Origin of the sequence: Bartonella sp. AP19HLJMH (assembly GCF_042196245.1) — a bacterium.
Classification (GTDB): Bacteria; Pseudomonadota; Alphaproteobacteria; order Rhizobiales; family Rhizobiaceae; genus Bartonella.
Genome location: NZ_JBHIPX010000001.1, coordinates 280230 through 304447 on the forward strand (window position 1 = coordinate 280230; position 24218 = coordinate 304447).

18 protein-coding genes are annotated in these 24218 nt (G+C 36.6%); 7 read left to right on the top strand and 11 right to left on the bottom strand.

All coding sequences use genetic code 11. The annotated features are described in order from the left end of the window. Nucleotides 1-75 precede the first annotated feature (75 nt). From ACFINR_RS01130 to glyS, 4 genes are all read left to right on the top strand, one after another. Nucleotides 76-1152 (top strand): polyprenyl synthetase family protein, encoded by a 1077-nt coding sequence (locus ACFINR_RS01130; protein WP_375613529.1) that lies wholly within the window; start codon nucleotides 76-78, stop codon nucleotides 1150-1152. A gap of 95 nt (nucleotides 1153-1247) precedes the next feature. Next, the gene (locus ACFINR_RS01135) at nucleotides 1248-2942 is read left to right on the top strand and encodes a tetratricopeptide repeat protein (protein ID WP_375612092.1); all 1695 of its coding nucleotides are present in this window, start codon (nucleotides 1248-1250) and stop codon (nucleotides 2940-2942) included. A 91-nt stretch (nucleotides 2943-3033) separates the two neighbouring features. Beyond that, the gene (locus ACFINR_RS01140) at nucleotides 3034-3975 is read left to right on the top strand and encodes a glycine--tRNA ligase subunit alpha (RefSeq protein WP_375621090.1); all 942 of its coding nucleotides are present in this window, start codon (nucleotides 3034-3036) and stop codon (nucleotides 3973-3975) included. Next, nucleotides 3975-6197, top strand: a complete 2223-nt coding sequence (gene glyS, locus ACFINR_RS01145) for a glycine--tRNA ligase subunit beta (RefSeq protein ID WP_375652331.1) — start codon at nucleotides 3975-3977, stop codon at nucleotides 6195-6197. The genes ACFINR_RS01140 and glyS overlap by 1 nt, the downstream gene beginning before the upstream one ends. Nucleotides 6198-6321: 124 nt before the next feature. On the opposite strand, the gene ACFINR_RS01150 is transcribed toward glyS, so the two are convergent. From ACFINR_RS01150 to ACFINR_RS01185, 8 genes are all read right to left on the bottom strand, one after another. Then, on the bottom strand, nucleotides 6322-6816 hold the full coding sequence (locus ACFINR_RS01150) for a F0F1 ATP synthase subunit B (RefSeq protein ID WP_375612090.1): 495 nt from the start codon (nucleotides 6814-6816) through the stop codon (nucleotides 6322-6324). Nucleotides 6817-6827: 11 nt separating this feature from the next. Next, the gene (locus ACFINR_RS01155) at nucleotides 6828-7394 is read right to left on the bottom strand and encodes a F0F1 ATP synthase subunit B (protein WP_273790398.1); all 567 of its coding nucleotides are present in this window, start codon (nucleotides 7392-7394) and stop codon (nucleotides 6828-6830) included. A 143-nt stretch (nucleotides 7395-7537) separates the two neighbouring features. Then, entirely contained in the window at nucleotides 7538-7768 is a 231-nt protein-coding gene (locus ACFINR_RS01160; protein ID WP_005773968.1) for a F0F1 ATP synthase subunit C, read from the bottom strand. A gap of 54 nt (nucleotides 7769-7822) precedes the next feature. After that, complete coding sequence (locus tag ACFINR_RS01165) at nucleotides 7823-8581, bottom strand: F0F1 ATP synthase subunit A (RefSeq protein WP_375612111.1); 759 nt, start codon at nucleotides 8579-8581, stop codon at nucleotides 7823-7825. A gap of 7 nt (nucleotides 8582-8588) precedes the next feature. Beyond that, nucleotides 8589-9023: an AtpZ/AtpI family protein gene (locus ACFINR_RS01170; protein WP_375612110.1), complete on the bottom strand. Its 435-nt coding sequence runs from the start codon at nucleotides 9021-9023 to the stop codon at nucleotides 8589-8591. A gap of 1090 nt (nucleotides 9024-10113) precedes the next feature. Continuing rightward, nucleotides 10114-11538 (bottom strand): ribosome biogenesis GTPase Der, encoded by a 1425-nt coding sequence (gene der / locus ACFINR_RS01175; RefSeq protein WP_375652332.1) that lies wholly within the window; start codon nucleotides 11536-11538, stop codon nucleotides 10114-10116. Between the two features lie 4 nt (nucleotides 11539-11542). Then, on the bottom strand, nucleotides 11543-12214 hold the full coding sequence (locus ACFINR_RS01180) for a tetratricopeptide repeat protein (RefSeq protein WP_375612087.1): 672 nt from the start codon (nucleotides 12212-12214) through the stop codon (nucleotides 11543-11545). A 573-nt stretch (nucleotides 12215-12787) separates the two neighbouring features. Continuing rightward, on the bottom strand, nucleotides 12788-14560 hold the full coding sequence (locus ACFINR_RS01185) for an SLC13 family permease (RefSeq protein WP_375652333.1): 1773 nt from the start codon (nucleotides 14558-14560) through the stop codon (nucleotides 12788-12790). A gap of 354 nt (nucleotides 14561-14914) precedes the next feature. On the opposite strand from ACFINR_RS01185, the gene ACFINR_RS01190 reads away from it, so the two are divergent. Together ACFINR_RS01190 and nhaA are read left to right on the top strand one after the other, a co-directional pair. Continuing rightward, nucleotides 14915-16621: a hypothetical protein gene (locus ACFINR_RS01190; protein ID WP_375638035.1), complete on the top strand. Its 1707-nt coding sequence runs from the start codon at nucleotides 14915-14917 to the stop codon at nucleotides 16619-16621. A gap of 146 nt (nucleotides 16622-16767) precedes the next feature. After that, complete coding sequence (nhaA, locus tag ACFINR_RS01195) at nucleotides 16768-18126, top strand: Na+/H+ antiporter NhaA (protein ID WP_375618444.1); 1359 nt, start codon at nucleotides 16768-16770, stop codon at nucleotides 18124-18126. Nucleotides 18127-20750: 2624 nt separating this feature from the next. Here nhaA and ACFINR_RS01200 read toward each other — a convergent pair. Then, a complete protein-coding gene (locus ACFINR_RS01200; RefSeq protein ID WP_375629782.1) occupies nucleotides 20751-22007 on the bottom strand; it encodes an aspartate kinase in 1257 nt (418 codons plus the stop codon). Between the two features lie 189 nt (nucleotides 22008-22196). Between ACFINR_RS01200 and ubiG the strand changes: the two genes are divergently transcribed. Further along, nucleotides 22197-22940: a bifunctional 2-polyprenyl-6-hydroxyphenol methylase/3-demethylubiquinol 3-O-methyltransferase UbiG gene (ubiG, locus tag ACFINR_RS01205; RefSeq protein ID WP_375652334.1), complete on the top strand. Its 744-nt coding sequence runs from the start codon at nucleotides 22197-22199 to the stop codon at nucleotides 22938-22940. Nucleotides 22941-22960: 20 nt separating this feature from the next. Here ubiG and grxC read toward each other — a convergent pair whose 3' ends face one another. Both grxC and ACFINR_RS01215 read right to left on the bottom strand, forming a co-directional pair. Next, nucleotides 22961-23215 carry a glutaredoxin 3 gene (gene grxC / locus ACFINR_RS01210; protein ID WP_375652335.1) on the bottom strand — a complete coding sequence of 85 codons (255 nt, stop codon included), beginning with the start codon at nucleotides 23213-23215 and terminating at the stop codon, nucleotides 22961-22963. Between the two features lie 47 nt (nucleotides 23216-23262). Continuing rightward, nucleotides 23263-24048, bottom strand: coding sequence for a ComF family protein (locus ACFINR_RS01215; protein WP_375613539.1), 786 nt, complete (start codon nucleotides 24046-24048; stop codon nucleotides 23263-23265). Nucleotides 24049-24218 lie beyond the last annotated feature (170 nt).

Genomic DNA, 24218 nt, shown 5'->3' on the forward strand with positions numbered 1-24218 from the left:
ATTTCTTGCCAATAACATTCCAAGCTAACACTTTTAAACGACATCAAAAGCTTGAGTCAAAACCAAACCCCCTTTATGCTAATGAATAAAGTAAATTTTATATATGTCCATTGCAATACTCTAGGAGTAAACACATTGAGTGCAGCTATCAAACCAAAACAAATAAGAAATAATCAAATTTCTCTTCAATCTCTTGTCAATCTTACTCAAAAAGATATGGATTGCGTAAATCAATTTATTCTCTCTATGGCAAAATCAGAGGTTGAGATGATCCCTGAAATTTCTAACCATCTTATTTCATCAGGTGGAAAGCGATTACGCCCAATGATTACGCTCGCTTCTGCTCATATGTTTGGTTATCAAAGTGACGGGCATATAAAACTCGCAACAGCTGTTGAATTTATGCATACAGCAACATTGCTACACGATGATGTGATTGACGAAAGTAATTTACGACGTGGAAAATCTACAGCACGGATGATTTGGGGGAATCAAGCAAGTGTACTTGTTGGTGATTTCCTATTGGGCCAGGCCTTTAAAATGATGGTCGATGTCGGTTCCATAGAAGCGCTCTCTGTCCTAGCCAACGCTGCTGCAATTATTGCTGAAGGAGAAGTTATGCAACTTTCTGCCGCAAAAAATATAAAAACCAGCCCTTCAGAATATCTCAAAATCATCGATGCAAAAACAGCAGCACTTTTTTCAGCAGCCGCTGAAGTAGGACCCATTATTGCTGGCTATGGAAATAAAGAGCGTTCTTCATTACGTGAATATGGAACATCCTTAGGTTTAGCTTTCCAATTAATTGATGATGCACTTGACTATAGCGGTAGTGCTCAAAACTTAGGAAAAAATATAGGGGATGATTTTAGAGAAGGAAAAATCACAATGCCTGTTATTCTCGCATATGAGCGTGGGAATATGGTAGAAAAAGATTTCTGGAAAAAAGCGCTTGAAGATGGCAATAATAATGATGAATCCTTCGCACACGCGCAACACTTAATGGAAAAGTATGATAGTATCACAGATACAATAGAACAAGCACGCATCTATGGAAAATATGCAATTGATGCTCTTGTTCCCATGAATGAAAATCTTGCTTATAATGCTCTCGTTGAGACTGTTGAATTTTGTATTGCGCGCGTAAACTGAATTCTTTGCAAGAATCGCAGTATTTCTCAACAAAGTAATGAGATATGATCTATAAACAACACCATCAATTGATTATCTTGAAAAGGATTAGCTCCATGTGCTCTGCAACGGTATCTCGACTTTTTGCCCTCTTTATCGTGGGTATCATGCTGATGCCATCCCTCACCTACAGTAAAATAAGTGCAGCAACTCATACAAGCTCATTTACAGGTGCTTATTTAGCTGGAAGGGTTGCAAATCATGAAAATAAAACAGAACTTGCTATCAATTATTTTAAACAAGCACTGGTTTATCAACCTGATAACATTGAAACACAAAAAGAGCTCCTTGAAGCTATGCTCTCGGTCGGAAACTTTAAAGAAGCTGTCCAACAAGCCCAAAAACTCAAAGAGAACGATGTTATAACTCCCTTTGTTTCCTTAACTTTGTCAGTAGAAAGTCTCATCAAAAAAGATTATAAGAATGCCAAGGCTCTTCTGAAATTAAAGGAACTTCCTACGTCCAATAATCCAATACCTGAACTCATCGGCGCTTGGATTACATTTGGATCTGGACAAAAATCTCAGGCAATCGATGATCTTAAGAAACTCAAAGGTCCTGTCTGGTATGATCTTTTTATATCTTATCATCTAGCACTTATGAGCGACCTTGCAGAACGGCCAAAGGATGCAAAAAAATATTTCATTAAAGCACTGAGTAACAAACAGGGAACTCTTATCGCTCCTAATACTTATGAGCGTATTATCATAGCCTATGCCTCATTCCAATTGCGCCATAATATGCGCAACCAAGCTCTTCAAACAATCCAGCATGGCGAACAAATGTTGTCAGGTCGAGAAGTCCTTAAAAACTTTCAAGAAAAAATTGAAAAAAATTCTTTCTTAGAGAGAGTTATTAAAACACCTCAACAAGGAGCAGCCGAGGTATTATATAATTTTGGAACAGCCCTCAACTACAAAAACTCAGGGCGAATTGCACGTATTTTTAAGCAATTATCTTTCGCATTATACCCTCAAAATGACGCAACACTGTTTCAGCTCGCACACATTTCTGCTAAATTGAACGATCCACATCAAGCAATTAAACTTTATCGCGCTTTATCCCCTAAATCTCCTTATTATAAAGATGGACAACTTCATCTTGCATTCCTTCTTGCCAATAACAACAATTACAAAGAAGCAATAAAATTACTCACATTGTTAAATAAAAAATTTCCCAATGATCGTAATATTTTGATAACGCTCGTTGCTTTTTATATGCAGGATAATAAATTTCTTGAAGCCATTAAAACTCTAGACTACGCTATTACAAAGATAAAAAACTTTCAGCAGGACGATTGGAAACTCTTTTATCAGCGTGGTATTGCTTTTGAACGTTTAAAGCAATGGCCAAAAGCAGAACTTGACTTGCGAAAATCTCTTGAATTTTTCCCAAATCAACCGCAGGTTCTTAATTATTTAGCCTATTCCCTTGTGGAACGTGGTGAGAAGCTTGAAGAATCGCTCCGTATGCTACAAAAAGCCTCTGCTTTACAAGCTCACAACAGTCATATTCTCGATTCTTTAGGGTGGGCTTATTATAAACTAAAAGAATATAATAAAGCAGTGCAAATATTAGAAAATGCTGTCAGATTACAACCTGAGGACCCAACACTAAATGATCATTTAGGGGATGCCTATTGGAAAGTTGGGCGTAAACGTGAAGCAATCTTTCAATGGAACCACGCAATTGACGGAAAACCAGAAAATTCTGAACAAATTCAAGAAAAGTTGAAATTTGGTTTGCAATAAACGATGCTTAACCATAAACCACATGAAATAATAAATAGAGAAACTAAAATTACTTTGTTTTTTGTTTAGTTCAATATAAAGAGTATAAAGCGTGAAACTGCCTGAACATCTTAACCCCAAACGTTCTTTTCAGGGACTAATATTAACTTTGCAAAATTATTGGGCACACTATGGGTGTGCAATTTTGCAACCTTACGATATGGAAGTCGGAGCTGGGACTTTTCATCCAGCAACAACATTACGCTCTCTAGGACCACGCCCTTGGAAAGTTGCTTATGTCCAACCCTCTCGACGTCCAACAGATGGCCGATATGGTAAGAATCCAAATCGTTTACAACACTATTATCAATTCCAAGTGCTTCTCAAACCCTCTCCGCTCAATCTACAAGAACTTTATATAAAGTCGCTACAAGCTATCGGGCTTGATACAAAACTGCATGATATTCGCTTTGTTGAAGATGATTGGGAAAGTCCCACTCTTGGTGCTTGGGGGCTTGGATGGGAATGTTGGTGCGATGGAATGGAAGTCTCTCAATTTACTTATTTTCAACAAGTGTGCGGCATTGAATGCACTCCTGTTTCAGGGGAACTCACATACGGTCTTGAGCGTCTAGCGATGTATATCCAAGGGGTTGATAACGTCTATGACCTTAACTTTAATGGTTTGGAGGGAGAAAACAAAATAAGTTATAGAGATATTTTTTTACAAGCAGAACAGGAATACTCATATTATAACTTCGAATTTGCTGATACAAAACTGCTCCATCAGCACTTTATCGATGCAGAACGTGAATGCAGCGCACTTCTTGATGCTGGAAAACCAAATAAAGAAAATGTATTCCATCGCTGTGTTTTTCCTGCCTATGATCAATGTATTAAAGCGAGCCATATCTTTAATCTTTTGCAAGCACGTGGCGTTATTTCTGTAACCGAACGACAAAATTACATTCTTCGCGTTCGTAATCTCGCGCGCCGTTGTGGGGAAGCCTTCTTACTCACAGAAGCTGGACAAATATATACTGGAGAAGCCTAATGTCTGATCTTCTTCTTGAACTTTTCAGTGAAGAAATCCCCGCACGTATGCAACGAAAAGCTGCTGCTGATCTTAAGAAATCTGTTACAGATCAACTTGTGAATGCTGGATTGATCTATGAAGCTGCTCGTGAATATTGGACACCTCGGCGGCTAACATTGGACATACGCGGACTTTCCACACGCTCCAAAGATGTCCATGAAGAACGCAAAGGTCCCAGTATAAAATCACCACAGCATGTAATTGATGGTTTTCTACGTGCAACAGGATTAAATGATGTTTCTGAAGCGCATATTGGACATGATGATAAAAAAGGTCATTTTTATATTGCTAAAATTGTTAAAAAAGGTCGAGCTGCAGAAGAAATTATTGCCGATATTTTACCGGATATTATCCGCAACTTTCCGTGGCCGAAATCTATGCGTTGGGGAAAAGATTCAGCACAAAGTGGTACTTTGAAGTGGATTAGACCTTTACAAAACATTCTTTGCATCTTCGGACCAGAAATTGGTGAAACACATGTTATTCCGTTTACAATTGGTTCTCTTAAAAGCAATAATTTAACTTATGGTCATCGTTTCTTAAGTGATGGAGAGCCATTTCAAGTGCGCCGCTTTGATGACTATGTTACTCAACTTGAAACCCATAAAGTCATTCTGGATGCCGAAAGACGAAAGAATATTATTTTAGCTGATGCCCAAAATCTCTGCTTTGCAAACGGTTTAGAACTGGTTCAAGATAATCCCCTCCTAGAAGAAGTTGCTGGTCTTGTTGAATGGCCTGTTATCCTGATGGGTGATTTTGACAAATCATTCCTTGATATTCCTCCAGAAATTATTCGCTTGACCATTCGAGCCAATCAAAAATGTTTTGTCACCCGCAAACAAGGAGAAAAAGTAAAACTTTCTCATCATTTTATTCTCGTTTCTAATATTCTTGCAAATGATGAAGGCAAAGAAATTTCGAAAGGAAATAGTAAGGTTGTCCGTGCCCGTCTTTCTGATGCACTTCATTTTTGGCAAACCGATCAGCATGATTTGCCTGATCTTCAACAATTGGAATCTTCTATAAAAAAATTTGAGCTTGATATAAAAAAACCTCTCGATCAAAGAATGGCGCGACTTGATCATTTGAATGTAACCTTTCATGCTAAATTAGGTACACAAGGTGAAAGAGTAGAACGCATTGCTACACTCGCACAAGAAATTGCCCCTTTGATACAAACAGATCCTCTTTTAGCAAAACGTGCAGCCATCCTTGCAAAAGCTGATTTGCAAACAGAAATTGTCGGAGAATTTCCTGAACTACAAGGTGTTATGGGGCAAAAATACGCCCTTCTTCAAGGGGAAGATCCTCGCGTAGCTGTAGCAATCGAAGACCATTATAAACCTCAAGGACCAACAGATCGTCTTCCACAAGAACCACTTGCTATAACCGTTATGCTCGCCGACAAAATTGACATGCTCGTTGGCTTTTGGCTCATTAATGAAAAACCAACGGGCTCAAAAGATCCCTATGCGTTAAGACGAGCAGCATTGGGAATTATTAGGCTTGTACTTTCGCGAGATTGGAAAATCAATCTTATGCCGCTGTTCCAGTTAGCAACGAATCTTTTCTTACAACAAAAAAATAAATATGAAATCTCTCAAAGAGAAAATTCACAATTGCAGAATCTGCTTCCAGAAAAAACAGAATATATTTTATCAGATCTGTTATTCTTTTTTCATGACCGTTTGAAAATCTATCTAAAAGAGGAAGGCGCTCGTTACGATGCCCTTGAAGCCGTTTTAAATAAAGATTCTGATGATTTTTTATTGGTTGCACGTCGTGTCGAATCGCTTATCGCTTTTATCAATACCCACGATGGAATGAACTTTGTAGCCTCTGTAAAACGTACTGCCAATATTCTTGAAAATGAATTTCAAAAAAGCACAACAATAGCGAATGAAATTAATCCTGAGCTCTTTGTCGAGAAAGAAGAAAAGCAGCTCTATCATGCAATCTGTGAAGTAGAAAGAAAGGTTCTTGCTCCCATCAATGCAACAAATTTATCATTTGCACTCAGTGTGCTAGCGCCACTTGGAAAATTGATTGATATATTTTTTGAAAAAGTATTGGTGAATGATAAAAAAACTGATGTTCGTGCTAACCGTCTTGCTCTTCTCAAACGCACTCACATTGTTACACAATCGGTTGCAGACTTCTCAAAACTTGTCATTTAAAATCAAAATACCCTATTAACTGATAAAAACAATGAAGATAATTTTTTCTTTTTTATGACTTTTATTAATTAATATTGAGAAAATTATGCAACCAAAGAGACTGTTCTTTATCTCTCAAATATCATTAATTAAGATATGTTTTCATTTTGATAAATGATTCTTTCTCAAGAGACTCTTTGATAAGTTCATCTGCCTTGTTAGAATCTATTTCCCTTGCAATAAGGGTACGTGCTGTAGAAATTGCCAAATCAATCGCCGATGAAGAAACCATGCGTATTGCATCCGCTTCTGCTTGGGCAATTTTTTGTTCTGCCAATTTATTGCGGTTTTTTACATATTCTTCTGCTTTTGCACGGGCCTCAGCAATAACAGATTCAACTTCATGCTTTGCTGCTGCAATAATTTCTTGCGCATCTTTTTCTGCTTCTGCATGTTTGCGTTGATATTCAGCCAATATTTCCTGTGCCTCTTCACGAAGACGCAGAGCCTCATCCAGTTCATCTTTGATACGTTTCGCGCGCGCATCAAGATGGTGTATAACCCTCTGTGGAATTTGGAAATAGACTAAAAGAGCCAAAAAAAGAACTAACCCAACAAATGCCCAAAAAGTATCAGTCATCTTTGTCTTCCTCAATAATCCGCAGTTTTAACAACTGAACGAACAGCCTCTTTGCTGATATCAACGTCAATCAATTTTTTCACAATTTCAAGAGCTACTTCTTCAGCGATAGAACCAACATTTTGCATCGCTTTATCCCGAATTTTTGCTATCTGTTTTTCAGCATCTGCGAGTTTTTTCTCTAGACTCTCTTCAATTTCTTTCCGTTCAAGCTCTGCCTTTTCTTTTAATTCTTCACTAGCTACCTGCGCTATAGCCTGCGCGTTCAAACGCGCTTCTGCTAATTTCCGCTCATAAGTTTCAACAACAATGTCTGCTTCTTGCTTCATGCGCATTGCCTGATCTAAATCAGATGCGATTCGATCTCGCCGTGTTTCAATAACACCGCCAATACGTGGTACAATTACACGGGAGATAAAAAGATAAAACAGTCCGAAAGAAATTGCCAACCAGAAAAAATGCGAACCAAAATGCACAAAATCAAAAGGCGGAAACACACGATTTGCATGCTCTGCTACCTTTTTAATATGTTCTATCGACGTTTCAGTGTTCTGTGCATAAGCGCTTGAAACAAACATCTTCTTTCATCCTTTAAATAGCTTATTAAAGCCCTCTATAACCGATGATAACTGACAAACATCTCTCTGGCATCTCTCTAGTTAAGAGCCTAAAAGGGTAAATCTTTCCTCATGCAAGAACAGATATACCCTTTTGATAATGATTAAACCCCAAAAAGAAGTAATAAAGCAATGAGCAATGAAAAAATTCCCAAAGCTTCTGTTACAGCAAAACCAAAGACGAGACGTCCAAACTGACTATCTGCTGCTGATGGATTTCGTAATGCACCAGAAAGATAGCTACCAAAAATATTACCAAGTCCTAAAGCTGTTCCAGCCATACCAAAGCAAGCAAGACCAGCGCCAATATATTTTGCTGCAAGCACCATTTCCATGTTATTCTCCTTTAAAGCGAAATTGCATTATTCGACGGAAAACCGCCAGTTCTATTAATGTCCTGGATGAATTGCATCATTAAGATACATACAAGTTAAAACCGTAAAGACGTAAGCCTGAAGAAATGCGACCAAAAACTCAAGAGCAGTAATTGCTACAGTCATAATAAGCGGTAAAATCGAACCACCCACACCTACGATTCCTACCCCAATCATTGAAACAACAAACCCAGAAAACACTTTAAGCGTAATATGACCAGCAAGCATATTCGCAAAAAGACGAAGAGAAAGACTAATTGGACGGGAGAGAAAAGAAATAACCTCAATCATTGTCACCAGAGGTAAAACCACAACAGGAACTCCACTGGGAACGAACAGTTTCAAAAAACTGACCCCATGCTTATAAAAGCCATAACCAATCACCGTCAAAATTACCACCATTGCTAACGAAAACGTGATCATGATTTGAGACGTAACCGTATAAAAATAAGGAAAGAGACCAATAAAGTTAGCAACCAAAATAAAAGTAAACAGAGAAAAAACTAAAGGAAAAAACTGCATTCCCTGCACACCAGATGATTCCCGCAGAGTCGATGCTACAAATTCATATGCCATTTCCGAAAGAGACTGCATCCGCGTTGGAACCAATCCACGACTCGATGATGAAATAAAGAGAAAAATAGAAGTTACAACAACCGTGAGAACTGTAAACAATGATACATTTGTAAACGATAAATCCATATTTCCTATGGAAATCTTAATCAGCCTTAAAACCTCAAACTGATGAATAGGATCTGGAGCGTGCGCTGTCACTTCAACCTCATTTATCGGACCTCTCATTGGCCCCTTTATTTTGTTTATCTTGGCGCAATACGCCTTTTTTTCCTAATTGACTGGAGGAAACATACCCCACAGACCGAAGAATACTCAATACACCAGCAGCAAATCCAAAGAAGAGAAAAAATACCAATCCCCAAGGCCATGAACCTGCTAACTTATCAAACCCCAACCCCAAAACAATACCAACTATAATACTTGCCAGAAACTCACTGGAAAGCTTAATTGCACCTGCCATCCTTCCTTGTGATTTTTCCCGCTTATTCCTATGCTCCCGCTTCTTTAATGCTTGCTTGCGCACTAAAGCTACGCTTAAGTTCCTACTACGACATTCCAAATCCTCTGAATGAAGACACTCTCCTTGCTTTTCCTCTTCAGCCTCCTTACGGCTCATAACGGGTTTCTCGCCCATCGCCATCATTGGCTCCTTAATTAAAAAGCAACGTAAGAATACATTTCATAAAACCGTGTGCATCATATTGTTCCCGAATTTATTCGTCAAGATACTAAAAGAAATCTATCACAAATTATCGTATAAATTTTATTGCAGAAATAACGTATTTTTCAATTTACATGCTTTCTTAAAAAGATATTCCAAGCACCTAAACCGATTTCACGACAGCACCCGTGAATGTATAACGAAAAGTTCACGTGAATAATATAAAACTCATAGAACAACCATTTTTACACTTAACAAAAGGTGTAAACCAATACCATCTTATTTTCCGACTCCCAATGTTATATCAGTCCTAGTTTTGAAAGAGAACATAGAAAGCTAAAAACAGTATGAGAGCGTTTTTTGTTCCTTTTATTCAAATAAACTTGCACTTTTTATTTTATGAAAATGATAATAATCAATGGTTTTTATATGATCCTATTCGCAAAGTATTTTACATATGCCATCACAGAACCCATCACTCAATGAGCTTGAGGGTATTAAGAGAGGTTTCTTTAAATACGAGATATTAATAAATCTAAAATTTCAAATAGGTCAAGCCAATAGAACACAATAAATTTTAAATAAGATCACCATACTACTTTATACAATTTTAATCCACTTTTTTGAATTTCGCTCTTTACAATTGAATATCCGTAGATTCAGCAAATATTTTTGCTTTTTATTCAGACAAACTATCGTAAGCAAAAGCGCTTATTCATAAGCTTTATTTTTATGAAACGATAATCTAATGCTGCTTTTCAAACAAGCATCATAATTACATTCCCCTACCCTCATATTGCATCTATTCTTGCACTTTAATAACCCATTAAGAGGATTATGTACTCTTTCTTAAATACTCCCTATTAAACTCTTCTCATGACATGCAAATAAATGATCTTTATCAAGATGAGAGAACTCTATTCAATAGCGCTCATGATAAATGATTATCAATAAAATTAAAACTTTAGCAAATAAAACTTTTTCTTTTATGAAAAGAACGATCATTTAAAAAACTTATTTTTAAGATTCTTAAGTATAGATTTCATTCACTTAAAAAATTAAAGAGTTATCATTTCTTCTTGGAACGTGTCGCAAAAGGATTATCAGAGGCTCGTAATGATATGCGAACGGGTATACCAGACATATCAAATGTTTCACGTAACCCATTGACAAGATAACGCAAATACGACTGAGGCATACTTTTGGGGCGCGAGCAGGAAATCATAAATCCAGGAGGACGTGTCTTAACCTGTGTGATGTATTTAACCTTAAGTCGACGTCCAGAAACCGCAGGAGGTGGATGATGTGCCACAACAGTTCCAAGCCATTGGTTCAATTTAGCCGTCGAAATGCGACGATTCCATACACGGTGCATCATCATGATATTTTCCATCAGTTTATCAAACCCTTGACCATATTGTCCTGATAAAGGAACAGCTCTCAAACCACGAACTTGAGGAAGAAATCGCGCACATTTTTCATGCAAATCAATCAATGTGGTCTGACTGTTTTCAATAAGATCCCACTTATTGAAAGCAATAACTGGAACACGCCCTTCACGAATCACAAGATCAGCAATTTGTAAATCCTGCTTTTCAAAAGGTATCGTTGCATCAAAAACAATGACCACCACTTCTGCAAAACGAATAGCACGCAAAGTATCTGCAACAGATAGTTTTTCTAATTTTTCTTGAATTCTCGACTTTCGACGTAAACCTGCAGTATCAAAAAGTTTAATATGACGACCACGCCATTCCCAATCTACAGAAATAGAATCACGCGTGAGTCCTGCTTCTGGTCCTGTTAACAATCGCTCTTGTTTCAACATACTATTGATAAGAGTGGATTTTCCTGTATTGGGACGCCCCGCAATTGCAATCCTAATGGGCTTACTTTCATCGTAAATAAGCTCCTCTTCTTCCAAATCCTTTACATCATCACCAACAGATGCAGGTTGTATCATTCTATCTTCTTCTTTGTTGTTGCCAAAAACATGCTCTGACCCAACAGCATCTATAATTGCATCACGCAGATCACTAAGTCCCAAACCATGTTCAGCCGATATTGGGCATGGCTCTCCCAAACCTAATGACCACGCCTCATACTCTCCTCCTGTTGCCGCTCTTGACTCAGACTTATTGGCAACAAGCACAATTGGCTTTCCTGATTTGCGAACCAATGAAGAAAAATTTAAATCACTTGGTGTTATTCCGCTCTTTGCATCAAATACAAATAAAATAAGATCCGCTTCATCAATTGCAACTTTTGTATGAGAACGCATACGCCCCTCAAGTGTATGATCACCTGCTTCTTCCAGCCCAGCCGTATCAATCACATCAAAACGTAGATCTTGAAGTTTTGCCGCATGAATACGCCGATCACGTGTTACACCAGGCTTATCATCAACCAAAGCCAATTTTTGCCCAACCAAACGATTAAATAGTGTTGACTTCCCAACATTGGGACGACCAACGATAGCAATGGTAAGGCTCATCGATTTATTCCTTATTTGCCTTGCCCTCAGCTTGTATAAGCTCAAGCATCATTCGAGCCCGATCTGTTATTTTTAAACCCAAAGAACCTTCTTCAGAAATTTTCTTAAAATAATAAACCGCCTCATCCATTTTATCCGCCTTATAAGCAGCTAAGCCTAAAGCTTCTCTTGCAGACATACGCATAGGATCGGTATCACTTGCCATATCTTTGATGCGCTTTTCAACATCAGCTAATGTCCCTGTATCAACCAGAATATAAGCCGCCCGAATTTTTGCAACTTTCTGCAAAATCTGCGGTGCTTTCTCATCCGCTGCAACAGAATCAAAGATCTCCACTGACTTAATAATATCACCTTTCTCCATGAGTAAAGAAGCCTCACGTAAACGAGCAAGAAAAGGATACCCCCCAAAATGAGAGGTTTTAACAGTTTCTAATTGCTTTATCGCTTTATCAAAATCACGTGTATCCGCAAGATCAAGACTCTTTACAAATGCATCACCAATATAACCAGCTTTCTTTATTTGTGTATGATGATAAACTTGATAAGCAACTATCATGAATATAAAAAGAACAGCCGCTCCAATAATTGAAAAACCATACCGTCTCCAAAAAGCAAGCGCCTTTTCCTGACGAAATTCTGCATTCACTTCAGCAATAAAACTATCATACGACATATATCATACCTTGAAAAAAGTTACTTCACCTGTGCTTTTACGCATAAATGGATAAAGATGGTAGCCCTAATTAACTAAAAATCTTTAAATTGCTCGTTTATTTATTTTAAATCAACATGTAGCCAATTCAATCAGATTTTTGCAACAGTCTTAATCGAAAATGATGTAAGCACCCTGTTTGTTCACATTACAGCTTTTACATATTATGAAAAATTCACTGCCTTAATATTTATCATGATTGCCTATCATCTCAAGCGAACTTTCTCTCCATTATATAGAGGAATAATCTTTTAAAGTCTTCAACCGCAATCGTTGGTTGTATTGGATTATACAATTATAATAGAAAAACCAATTCTTGAAAAAACTTGAATAAACAGTAAATTTCCATGAATATCTACTAAAACCAAATAGATAAATTTTTATCTGTATCAAAAATACCGAAGCGCCATGATTACAGTGTGGTATAATTCCAAATCTTCAGTTAAAGCTCTTTATATAAAGTATATCCCTTCAACTTATCTTCATACGATTAACAACCTTTTATAATTGATTCTTAAAGTTTCTAAAAATATCCTATTGTAAAGGCCAAACCCACATAAGCATTGGAACAGCAATAATAACGATCAACACCGCCAATGGAGCACCTAAACGTGGATAATCACTAAAACGATATCCTCCTGGCGCCATCACGAGCATATTACTTTGATGTCCAATAGGTGTAAGAAACTCACAGCCCGCACCAATTGCAACAGCCATCAAAAAAGCTTCAGGCTTATAATGAAGGGAATGAGCAAAACTTGACGCAATTGGTGCTACCATCATCACTGTTGCTGCATTATTCAAAAATGGCGTAACCAACATAGCTGTCACCAACATAAGCGCTAAAGCACCGGATGGCGGGAAAAATATTGCCAATTGGCTCAGCCATTGACCAATGAGATCCGTACATCCTGTTTTCTCTAACGCTTCACTCACTGGAATAAGAGCCGCTAATAGCACTAATATTGAGCCTTCTAATGCCTGATACAGATCACGCGCGGGCAAAACACGAAAGATCACCATTGCAGCAGCAGCAGAAAAGAAAGAAAAAGCAACTGGAACAATATGAAAAGCTGTAAAAATAATTGCTATAAATAAAACAGCTAAAGAGATGAAACCATGTCGTAAATTTCCAAACACAATATTTCGTTTTGCTAGGGGCAAGCATTTCAATTCTCTTAATAAATTTGGAATAACTGCATCCTGTCCTTGCAAAACAATCACATCTCCAAGATGGAAAATAATATCATCAAGTCTTCCCCGCACCCTTTCATGTTGACGACTTAACGCAAGCAAATTTACATTATAGCGATCAAATAAGGAAAACTCTTTCGCACTAATACCGATAAGAGGTGAATTATGGGTAATGACTGCTTCAATAATATCAATATCACTGTCCTTATCACCTGCAACAATAGTTCGCCCCTTAGAAAACTCTAAACGAGCAGAATTCATCACGCTATCTAACCCTGTATGTGATCCTTCCAGCAAAATAATATCATTTTCAGACAAAACAAAATCTGGTAATGGTGAAATAGATACTTTGTTTCTGATGATTTGAATCACCATAACATCACCACTTGATGGCTTAACCAAATCAACAATATTTTTTCCCACAATCGGTGAATTTATTGGAATATGTACTTCTGCAACATAATTACGAATATCAATGGCATCATCAAATGATACACCTGAACGCACACGCACAGGCAAAAGCCAATAAAAAAGAACCAAATATACAACACCAGCCGTCGCAACAACCGCACCAACTGGTGTAAAATCAAACATAGTAAAAGGTGTTCCTGCTAAACGTTCTTGCATCGCTGAAATAACAACATTGGGAGATGTTCCTATCTGTGTCATAAGCCCCCCCAACAAAGAACCAAAGGCCATGGGCATCAAAAAGACAGAAGGAGAAACCTGAGAACGACGTGCAAACTGAAAAGCTATCGGAAGCATAATCGCCAAAGCACCAATGTTTTTAACAAACATTGATAATACGACAACAGAAAGAACCAAAAACGCTAATTGAAGACGCACCGATTTCACGTCTGGCCATATCCGTTGAATAATAAATTCCATTATACCAGAGCGAGATACAGCCGTACTGACAACAAACACACTCCCCACGATAATAACGATATCATTACTAAAACCGCTAAAAGCTTCCTTCGGACTGACAAGACCAAGGGCACAAGCTATTAATAAAGTACAAATAGCAACAAGATCATAACGAAATCGATCCCAAATAAAAACAACCATCATGAGACCAATGATCGAAAAAGCCATTATTTGATTTTCTGTCATAACACTTACCTCTCCCCATTAAATTATAATGAACAAGAACATATTTTTTATGTTTTAAATATTCCTATAAACAGCAGCAAGATAAAAGCAGACATCGAAATATTTTAGGATAATTTTAAAGTGATAAAAAATTATGATGCGCATAAACTTGCCTCTCCTTATTATGCGTGCTTTTCTATAAAGTGCTGAACCCAAAGAAAATTGATAAAAGTTGATAAAGCTATATTGCAAAAAAGATGAGAATAACTCTAATATAGAGAGTAGATAATTGTTGAAACTGGTACACGCTATATTTAAACCTTTGTCGTTGCTTAAAAGAATTTATCTTCACTCTCAATTCAAAGAGTGATAAAAATGAAAGAAGAAAGAATGGTCAATCTTAATAGTGGGTATCAAAGTAACCTCAGATATTGGCTCACTTGCATTATTGGATTTGTTGCTATCTTGGCAATTATAATTGTTGGTGGATTTTATATTGCAAAACCCTATCTTGACGGTTTTGTAAGAAAAGAAATAGCCCGTCATTCCATAAAAGCCGAAACATCTGAAGTAAGCATTCTAGGTAAAATCAATTTGAAGAATGTGACAATACCTGTTCCAGCTGGTACATCACTTAAAATTGGTGCCATTTCTGCCCGTCCTCCTCTTTCCTTTATTCCCGGAACTTTTACATTTTATAATGTTGATTTAAAGTATAATAATATTCATGTGCAAATTCCCCAAATTTCCCTTCGGAATGTATCCTTAAAAGAAAAAGATAGAACGATAACATCACGTCTTTTACAATCAATGATGCGTATTGAGCTTTCCTCAATTATTGCTCCCAATATACAACTTTCTATAGAAAATAAAAATAACCGAACAGAAACGGTTGAAATCAAGAATTTCCAGCTTTCTGATTTTAGAAATAACCATATCCATTCAGTTAGTATCAAAAATATGGATCTTAAAACGATCGTAGCAAATGGTGCCAAACAGATGCAACTTATGGCTAAAAGTAATACAATAAAAGCCCATGATATCGACATCAACTATGCCTACTCTATCATTTTTGGAAAAAACAATGCTCTCAATCAAGGTAAAACCGTTACTGGCCCCATTTCTTTGAATAATATAAGTGTCGATATTTTTGAAGAAGCAGAAAAAAACAGCTCTTTCTTCCTTGGGCAGTTTAAAACATCTGGTTTAAAGATGAAACCGCTTGAGCAAACTCCTGAAAAATTAATCAAAGCTTATCTTAATGCAAGAAAAGAGAATAATAAAATCGCTGAAAAAGTAGCACAAAATGGTCTTCTTCTAAACATACTGCTCGCCATTACCTCAGCGGATGCCAAAGTTGATAATATCACCGTTGATATACCGCAGTTGAAAGCAACGCTCGAATCATTCCAATTCAAACCAAGTTTGTGGAAACAACCTATCCCTAAAAAGCTTTTTCTTTCTCTCAATAACCTTTCCGTTTTACCTAAAAAAATGAATGAAAAAGACTTAGAGTTCTTCAAAAATCTGAACTTTGAGCGCTTTAATGTTTCAGGAAAAATTGATATTTCTTACGATGAAAAAAAACGTATGCTCTTTCTTGATACAATGTCTTTCAATATGAAAAACGTTGGATCTGGGAACATCTCGGCTAAGGTTATTGATGTTGATGAAAAGCTTTTTTCTGGTCAGAAAAATATAATGATTGCTGCGTCTCAAGACCTTGGCATCAATGAAATTGATATACAATATACGGATGCAGGTTTCATTGATAAGCTTTTTTCTTATCTTGCGCAAAATCTTAATGACAGCCAACATGATCTAAAAAAGGAACTTTATGACGATTTCTATCTAATGATGACGCAGACCCCAAAAATTCTGCTAAAAAATCATGACGAAGCAGAAAAAATTTCAAAATCCTTAGGAGAATTTGCTAAAAATCCACAAACATTGATCGTTAAAATTAAAGCAAAAGATAATAAAGGTCTCGCAATAGTTGATCTCGAATCTGCTCTACAAAATGATCTATCTAAGGCTTTAAGCAAAGTACATCTCACTATTAAAAATGAAGCGTCGCGTTAAACATTTTGTGCTTTAAACATGATGATCTTGTCTATAAATTAAGAACTTTATTCCTCTTTTTTCTTTTGTATGATACAGAAGGTATCATACAAAGTCATTTATACAGAGAGTATAGAATCTAAAATTGACGATGCTTGGAGTTGTTCATGTCTGATTTATCTTCAAATCGCCTGCCTAATCGCGCTTCTCGTGTCACTAATCAAGCGCTTTCTGCTATCGAGCGTTTTCTCCATATTGAAGCTCTTAGTGGTGTTGTTCTTTTATTAGCTGCTGCTTCTGCACTTATTTTTGCCAATTCTAAATATGCTGCTTTCTATGAATCTTTTTGGCATACACCTCTTGGCTTTAATTTGGGTCATTTCACTCTTTCATGGGATTTACATTTCTGGGTTAATGATGCCCTTATGACCATTTTCTTTCTCGTCGCAGGAATGGAAATTCGACGCGAAATTCATGAAGGGGCTCTTGCCGATTTTAAACAAGCAATCTTACCAATTGTTGCTGCAATAGGGGGCGTTTGTGTTCCTGCAATTATTTACTTTATCTTCAATTTTAACGAGGGACATATCCGCGGTTGGGCTGTGCCAACAGCAACAGATATTGCCTTTGCTCTAGGTATTCTTGCTCTTCTAGGGAAAAAAATTCCTTCTAATCTTCATATTATTCTTCTATCATTAGCAATTATTGACGATATTATCGCTGTTCTTATTATTGCTTTTTTCTACTCAACAAACATTGATCCTAGCGGTTTAATGATTGCAGGAGCGGGTATTGCTTTGGTACTATTTTTTCAGTGGATCGGGCTTGCATCAGCATGGCTTTACATTTTACCTGGTGCAATCATTTGGTGGGGTTTAATGGTAACAGGCGTTCACCCATCGCTTGCTGGCGTAATCTTAGGGATGATGACTCCCGTTCTTCCTACCCGTACTCTTGTAGCGCCACTCACCATGCTCAGTAACGCTATGCAAATTCTTCAAGAAAAAAATACAAAAACAGATCTGCATCATATTTCAACAGCATTGAAAAAGATGCGCAAAGGACAACGGGCCATGATCGCCCCAGTAACACGTGTTCAAAAAGCATTGCATCCATGGGTTGCATACGGTATCATGCCAGTTTTTGCCTTCGCAAATGCAGGAGTAAGTTTTGCAAACTTTGATCTTTCTTCTGACAAATCATTCTTGATTGTTTTGGGTGTTGTCATTGGTCTTTTCATCGGTAAGCCTCTTGGTATTATCACTGCCAGTTATATAGCTGTAAAATCAGGGCTATGCCGCCTCCCCCCTCATATGACCTGGACAGGCGTTTTACTCATTGGTTTTTTAGCAGGAATTGGCTTTACAATGTCTATTTTTGTTTCAATGCTCGCTTTTAAAGATATTATTCTGCTTGATGCGGCAAAAATTGGGGTCCTTTGTGGCTCAGGTTTATCTGCCCTTATCGGTCTGGGATATGGATTTATTTATATTAAGCGCAATAAAGGAATTTCTCATAGTTCCTAACAAACTAACTGAAAATACATTTTTATGCAGAACTTTTAAAAAGCGATTTCGCTCATTTGTTGGGTTCGGACGATATTTAATGTAAAAGCTGTTGTCTCGCCTCATCTTTACACTTATGAAGGAGAAAACTAACATCATCATACTATTTACGAGCCTCTAATGTTACAACACCTTTGACTCTTAAGAAGACTTATAAGAGATATTTTTATTCCTTTCTTCAATATTCTTTTACTCATGCACCAGCTCCACTCATGGTGTGCACAAAAATGATTTTAATTGTTTCAATATGAAAGGCTTCGTGGTTTCAGAAAAGCTGCCTTTCGTCGGGACTATTATTCACTATAAAGAAAAAATTAATTATTATAAATCAATATCTTATGTTTAATCATACGAAACAGATAAGAATAAGCAAAATTCAATAATCAGTTAAGTAATTCCATGGTTTATTTTTTTCCAATAAACCACCCTCCTCGTTACTGATTTTATTGCGGTATTCTAAATAACTTTAATTTTTATCTTCTTAAAAGCACATTATTTTTGGATAAAAAATATTTGATTTATCATTATAAATCTTGAATGGAGTCTAAATATCGTATGATTTCCTCATTTCAAATCTGTACATGATGAATCAATCAAGACTATTCTCTTACACGTCACAAGCCGAGGAGAAGTATGGATTATTTGAAGAAAGAAATAAGAATGCTTCATCATATCCATATAAGCGCTGTTCAACAGGAAAACTAAAAATTAAATGATGACGACCAGCTGACACCTTTGATCTAAGTAAAGGAGATGGTGGTCCCCCATAAACTTTACGTTACGCCATCCACAGGCGCCATAATGTGGGGGCTTGGGGAGAGAGATATTTTTTCAAAACAAGCGCGTAAATTGGCTCTATAATAGCGTTTTGTTTTACGTGAAAGGCATATAGATTTAAATAACGCAAATAAACAAAAACGTGAACCAATGTGTAATATCCATTATTTAAAAGATATTGCTGTCAATACCTTTGAAAATTGTAAAGCAGAATTAAAAGGAAGTTGTAAAATGGAAGTTGGTTTTCACTTTTATGGCTTCATCTCACCCAATTAGGTTTTATCTCCATTTCAGAAATTACCCCACCAGGTATACGCAACATCCTTATTCCTATCTGGTATACAAAAACAGGAGTTGCTCGTAGGCCCCTTATCCGTCTCAATATACCATCAAATATGCATCTGCACTGACATTAGATATTGATACAGGTAACAAAAAACAAAAGATTTATTTGGAATAACAACGTCATAACATCACTACTAGATTGACAATGGAGTGGAAAAATATTCCCGTTTTTTATCATCGACACATCGCTTGTCTCACTCCATGAAAGAATTAAACTTGAAGCATGCTTCCATAGGGAGCACTCTAGTTTACGTAATTAACTCGCGGAAAAAAAGAAAACCCTAGTCATTTAGACTATTCTAAAACATATGATTGGTGGAAAAATAGAGCATGTATATCGTTGTTCTCCCCTTTTCCCGCTCTTATTTGATATTTATTTTCTTTTTGTTTAAAGAGCTCACTCTATATTTCTTGATACCATAAAATACTCTTCATAGATAATTTAAAAAGCAATATTTCCGAGACTTTCGAATTTATACAACGCCACATAAAATACAAGAAGAGTAAAATAATATGGCTATATTTCTCACAAGAAGAGCTTTACTTACAAAGACCACCATTTGCAAAATATGTAAACATGATAAGAAACTAGCACAATATACTGCAAAAACGAAAGAATGTATTTCATGTGTGATTGGCAGTATGACACAGAAAATACTTATAATAGAGTAGTTAAGGGAAGAAAGTTAACCTAAAAAACATATGGAGGTATCAAAAACTTTGAAAATCTTAATCATAATTCAAAAAAAAGAAATAGACATGAAAAAAATTTAAGTAATAAAATCATAAAAGCAACACACTATAACATTATCATTAATTTTGATCTATATTTACATGATTTTATGAAAAGTACTTCTGAAAAAGCTATAAACGCATAAGACATGGTAATTTTATAACTTATAGTGCAACATAAATATTATCTATAGAGATATATTTTTTTATTGCCTCGTAATATGGAAAAAATTAAATTTTCAAGATATACATAAAGTCATAAACAATCATTTGATAACAAACTAAACATCTCTAGAAAATACATCATCAATTCTATTTTGGTAATTCCGTCACTAATCTAATGAGCTCTAATTTCTCTAAGATTTATAATATTAAATCTGTATTCACGAGGCTGTCCCTCATGTAACATGCATCTTTTGAATAAACGCAGTGCATTGTTCCTTAGTTCTATTAAGGCTTATCGTAAAGACTTCTCCATCCCTCTCTATAGGCTCTAAAACGTTTATAGACGGCATATTTTATATCCCTTCTTAAACCGTTTTTTACCCAAACATCTTTCTCTTGTAATGTATAAGTGACCATTTTAAATTCATCATGAACAAGTTTAAAATGAGAGAGTCCTGCTGTATTAAATATTCCATTTAAATTAAAAATATAAATATCCTTAACAAAAATTATTAATATATATTAAAGCTTTACGTTATTGAAACTCTGTTGAAACTAAAAAATACTTATCCCTTATCAAGTGCATAAACAGCATGTAATGTTCTAACCGCAAGTTCAGTGTAAGCACTATCAATCAAAATAGAAATTTTAATTTCTGAGGTCGTAATTGCTTGAATGTTAATACCCTTTTCAGCCAAAGCCTTAAATGCTGTAGCGGCAACACCTGCATGGCTACGCATTCCAATACCAATCACAGATACCTTGGCGAGATCGCTTTCAAACTGGAGAACATCAAATCCAATTTCTTTGCGATTCTTTTCAAGAAGTGTAACGGCTTTTTCTACATCTGATGATGGTACAGTAAAAGTCATATCAGTTTTTGAGCCATCTTCAGAAATATTTTGCACAATCATATCAACATTAATGCTTTCTTCAGCCAAGGGACCAAAAATTGCTGCCGAAATCCCTGGACGATCGGCAAGTCGACGAAGGGAAATTTGTGCTTCATCCTTAGCAAAAGCAATACCAGTAACATTTTGTTGTTCCACAATTTCATCCTCATCGCAAATAAGTGTTCCAGAAGAACTCATTGGATCCTCCATGCCTAACGCATCAGGATCCTCAAAACTTGAACGCACAAAGGTACGAACCTTATGAACCATTGCCAATTCAACAGAACGAACCTGTAAAACCTTTGCACCAAGAGAAGCCATTTCTAGCATTTCTTCAAAAGCTACTTTTGGTAAACGACGCGCTTTCGGCTCTATACGTGGATCCGTTGTATAAACACCATCCACATCCGTATAAATATCACAGCGATCAGCTTGTACAGCAGCGGCTATAGCAACAGCACTTGTATCTGATCCCCCACGCCCTAAGGTAGAAATCCGGTTATCCGGAGATAACCCCTGAAAACCAGCAATAACGGCAACCTGACCTTCCTGAAAACACTCGATTAAAAAAGATCCATCAATATTAGTAATACGTGCACGGCCATGCGCATTGTCTGTATGAATAGGAATTTGCCAACCAAGCCATGAACGTGCATTCACCCCCATTTCTCGAAGTGTCAAAGCCAACAAACCTGACGTAACCTGTTCACCAGAAGCAACCACAACATCATATTCACGAGCATCTCTATGCATAGAGGAAGCATCACTTGTCCACTGAACAAGTTCATTTGTTTTACCAGCCATCGCAGATACGACAACGGCTACCTCATTGCCTGCATCAACCTCTCTTTTGACATGCCTTGCAACATTATGAATACATTCCATGTTTGCTACAGATGTTCCACCAAATTTCATGACAATGCGCGCCATTAATAACACTCTTACCTTTACATCTCTTATCTCAAACAGTAATGAGAATTAGATGCTGTATCAACTAACCATTTTCTCGACATAGCGAATATCTATCATTTGTGCAAGTTTCATTATGATTATATTAATTTCTCTTGACTTTGTATAAAATCTACTTGACCTGATCATTAAAAATAAAAGGAAAGCAAAATGATAGATAAAACGCCGACAACTATTGATCAAAGTGAAATTGATCACTTTTCACGTATTGCTACAGAATGGTGGAATCCACAAGGAAAATTTCGACCTCTTCACCAATTTAACCCAACACGCCTTGCTTACATCAGAGAAAAAATCTGTTTAGAGTTTAATCGTGACCCTTCTTCACTTACGCCCTTTCACAATTTGAAAATTCTTGATATTGGCTGTGGAGGAGGCTTGTTATCTGAACCAATGGCACGTCTTGGTGCTATGGTTGTAGGCGTTGATGCTGCACAAACAAATATTGAAGTCGCAAAAATTCATGCAGCCCAAAATGACCTTTCCATTGATTACCGCACGACGACAGCAGAAGTACTTGCCAACGAAGGAGAGAAATTTGATATCATCCTTAATATGGAAGTTGTTGAACATGTCGCTGACGTTAATCTCTTCATAGAAGCTACAGCAAAAATGCTGAAACCACAAGGGTTGATGTTTGTCTCAACACTCAACCGCACATGGAAAGCATGGGGGCTTGCTATTGTAGGCGCTGAATATATTCTACGTTGGCTTCCTAAAGGAACCCATGATTATAAAAAATTCCTAAAACCTCTAGAACTTAAAAACTTCTTATCAAAAAACGCTCTGACTGTCATTGATGAGATAGGTATTACTTATAACCCATTAAACGACAGCTGGAATCGCTCAAAAGACATGGGCGTTAACTATCTCCTTCTTGCAAAACGGTCTTAAGAATATGTAATTTACAAATATTATATGCCTTGTAATAAAGAATTGAGCTTTCCCTCAGCTTCTAAAGCATAAAGATCATCACAACCGCCAACGTGATAATCATCTATGAAAATTTGTGGAAATGTATTACGTCCATTTGCACGCTGTACCATTTCTTGGCGAAGGGATGTGGAAGCATCAATATCTGTATACTTTACGCCTTTTTTATTAAGCAAATCACGTGCTTTTGTACAATAAGGACAGTTAGGGCGTGTATAAATTATTACCTCTTTCATAGTATTATCCTCCAATATTTTTTAATAATATTCATTTTAAATTCCTCTTAAGAAGAGGGAAAAATAGAATCTTCTTTGAGAACACGCGAAAATGTTAGCACATCAACCTGTCGTGCACCTGCATCTTTTAATGCAGCAGCTGCTGCTGTAACTGTTGCACCCGTTGTAAATACATCATCAATCAGCAAAACAGAACATCCTTTGAGATATTTTTTAACTTTATGCGAAACCTTAAAAGCATTTTTTACGTTAAGTTTTCTCTCTCTCGAAGAAAGACTAACCTGCGGACGGGTATGCCGACAACGAACAAGCCAACTCGGTTTTAAAAGCTTTTTTTGTGATGCTGCAATATAACGTGCAAGCTCAGCAGATTGATTATAACGCCTCTCCCAAAAACGACGAAAATGCAATGGAATGGGAATAATAACATCACAATCATCAATAACCTCGCGTCCAGCAAACATCATCCAATTGGCCATAAATGATGCCAATTCTATATGATCACCATATTTTAAGCGCGTTACTAAAGTTCGTGCAAGCCCTTTATGAACAATGACTGAGCGAACACGTGAAAAAGGATGGGAGTTACGGAGTGCTTCACCACTAAGAAAACCATCCCCCATATCACAAACAAAAGGAGTCCCCATAACAGGACAATAAGGTTTCGTGATAAATTGAAGATCTTTCCAACATTCGGAGCAAATCGTACCATAAGTAGAAACATTTTGCTTACATCCAGGACAAATTGGTGGATAAAGCATCGTTTTCAAGCGTTCAACGAACTTACTTAGTATATCCCCACTATTTAACGCCGCTTCTCGAAAATACAACATTATAAATTTAGGCTTTTACAAGTTTCCCTCAGAACAAAAGTTCCTTTGTATTTCCTCAATTTATAATTTTAATTCCTTTAAAAACTCTTACCTTCTATAAATTTATTTCTTTCATATTATAAACTTGACAGAGCTTGCACAAATAATGAACCTTTTCAAAATATATTCTT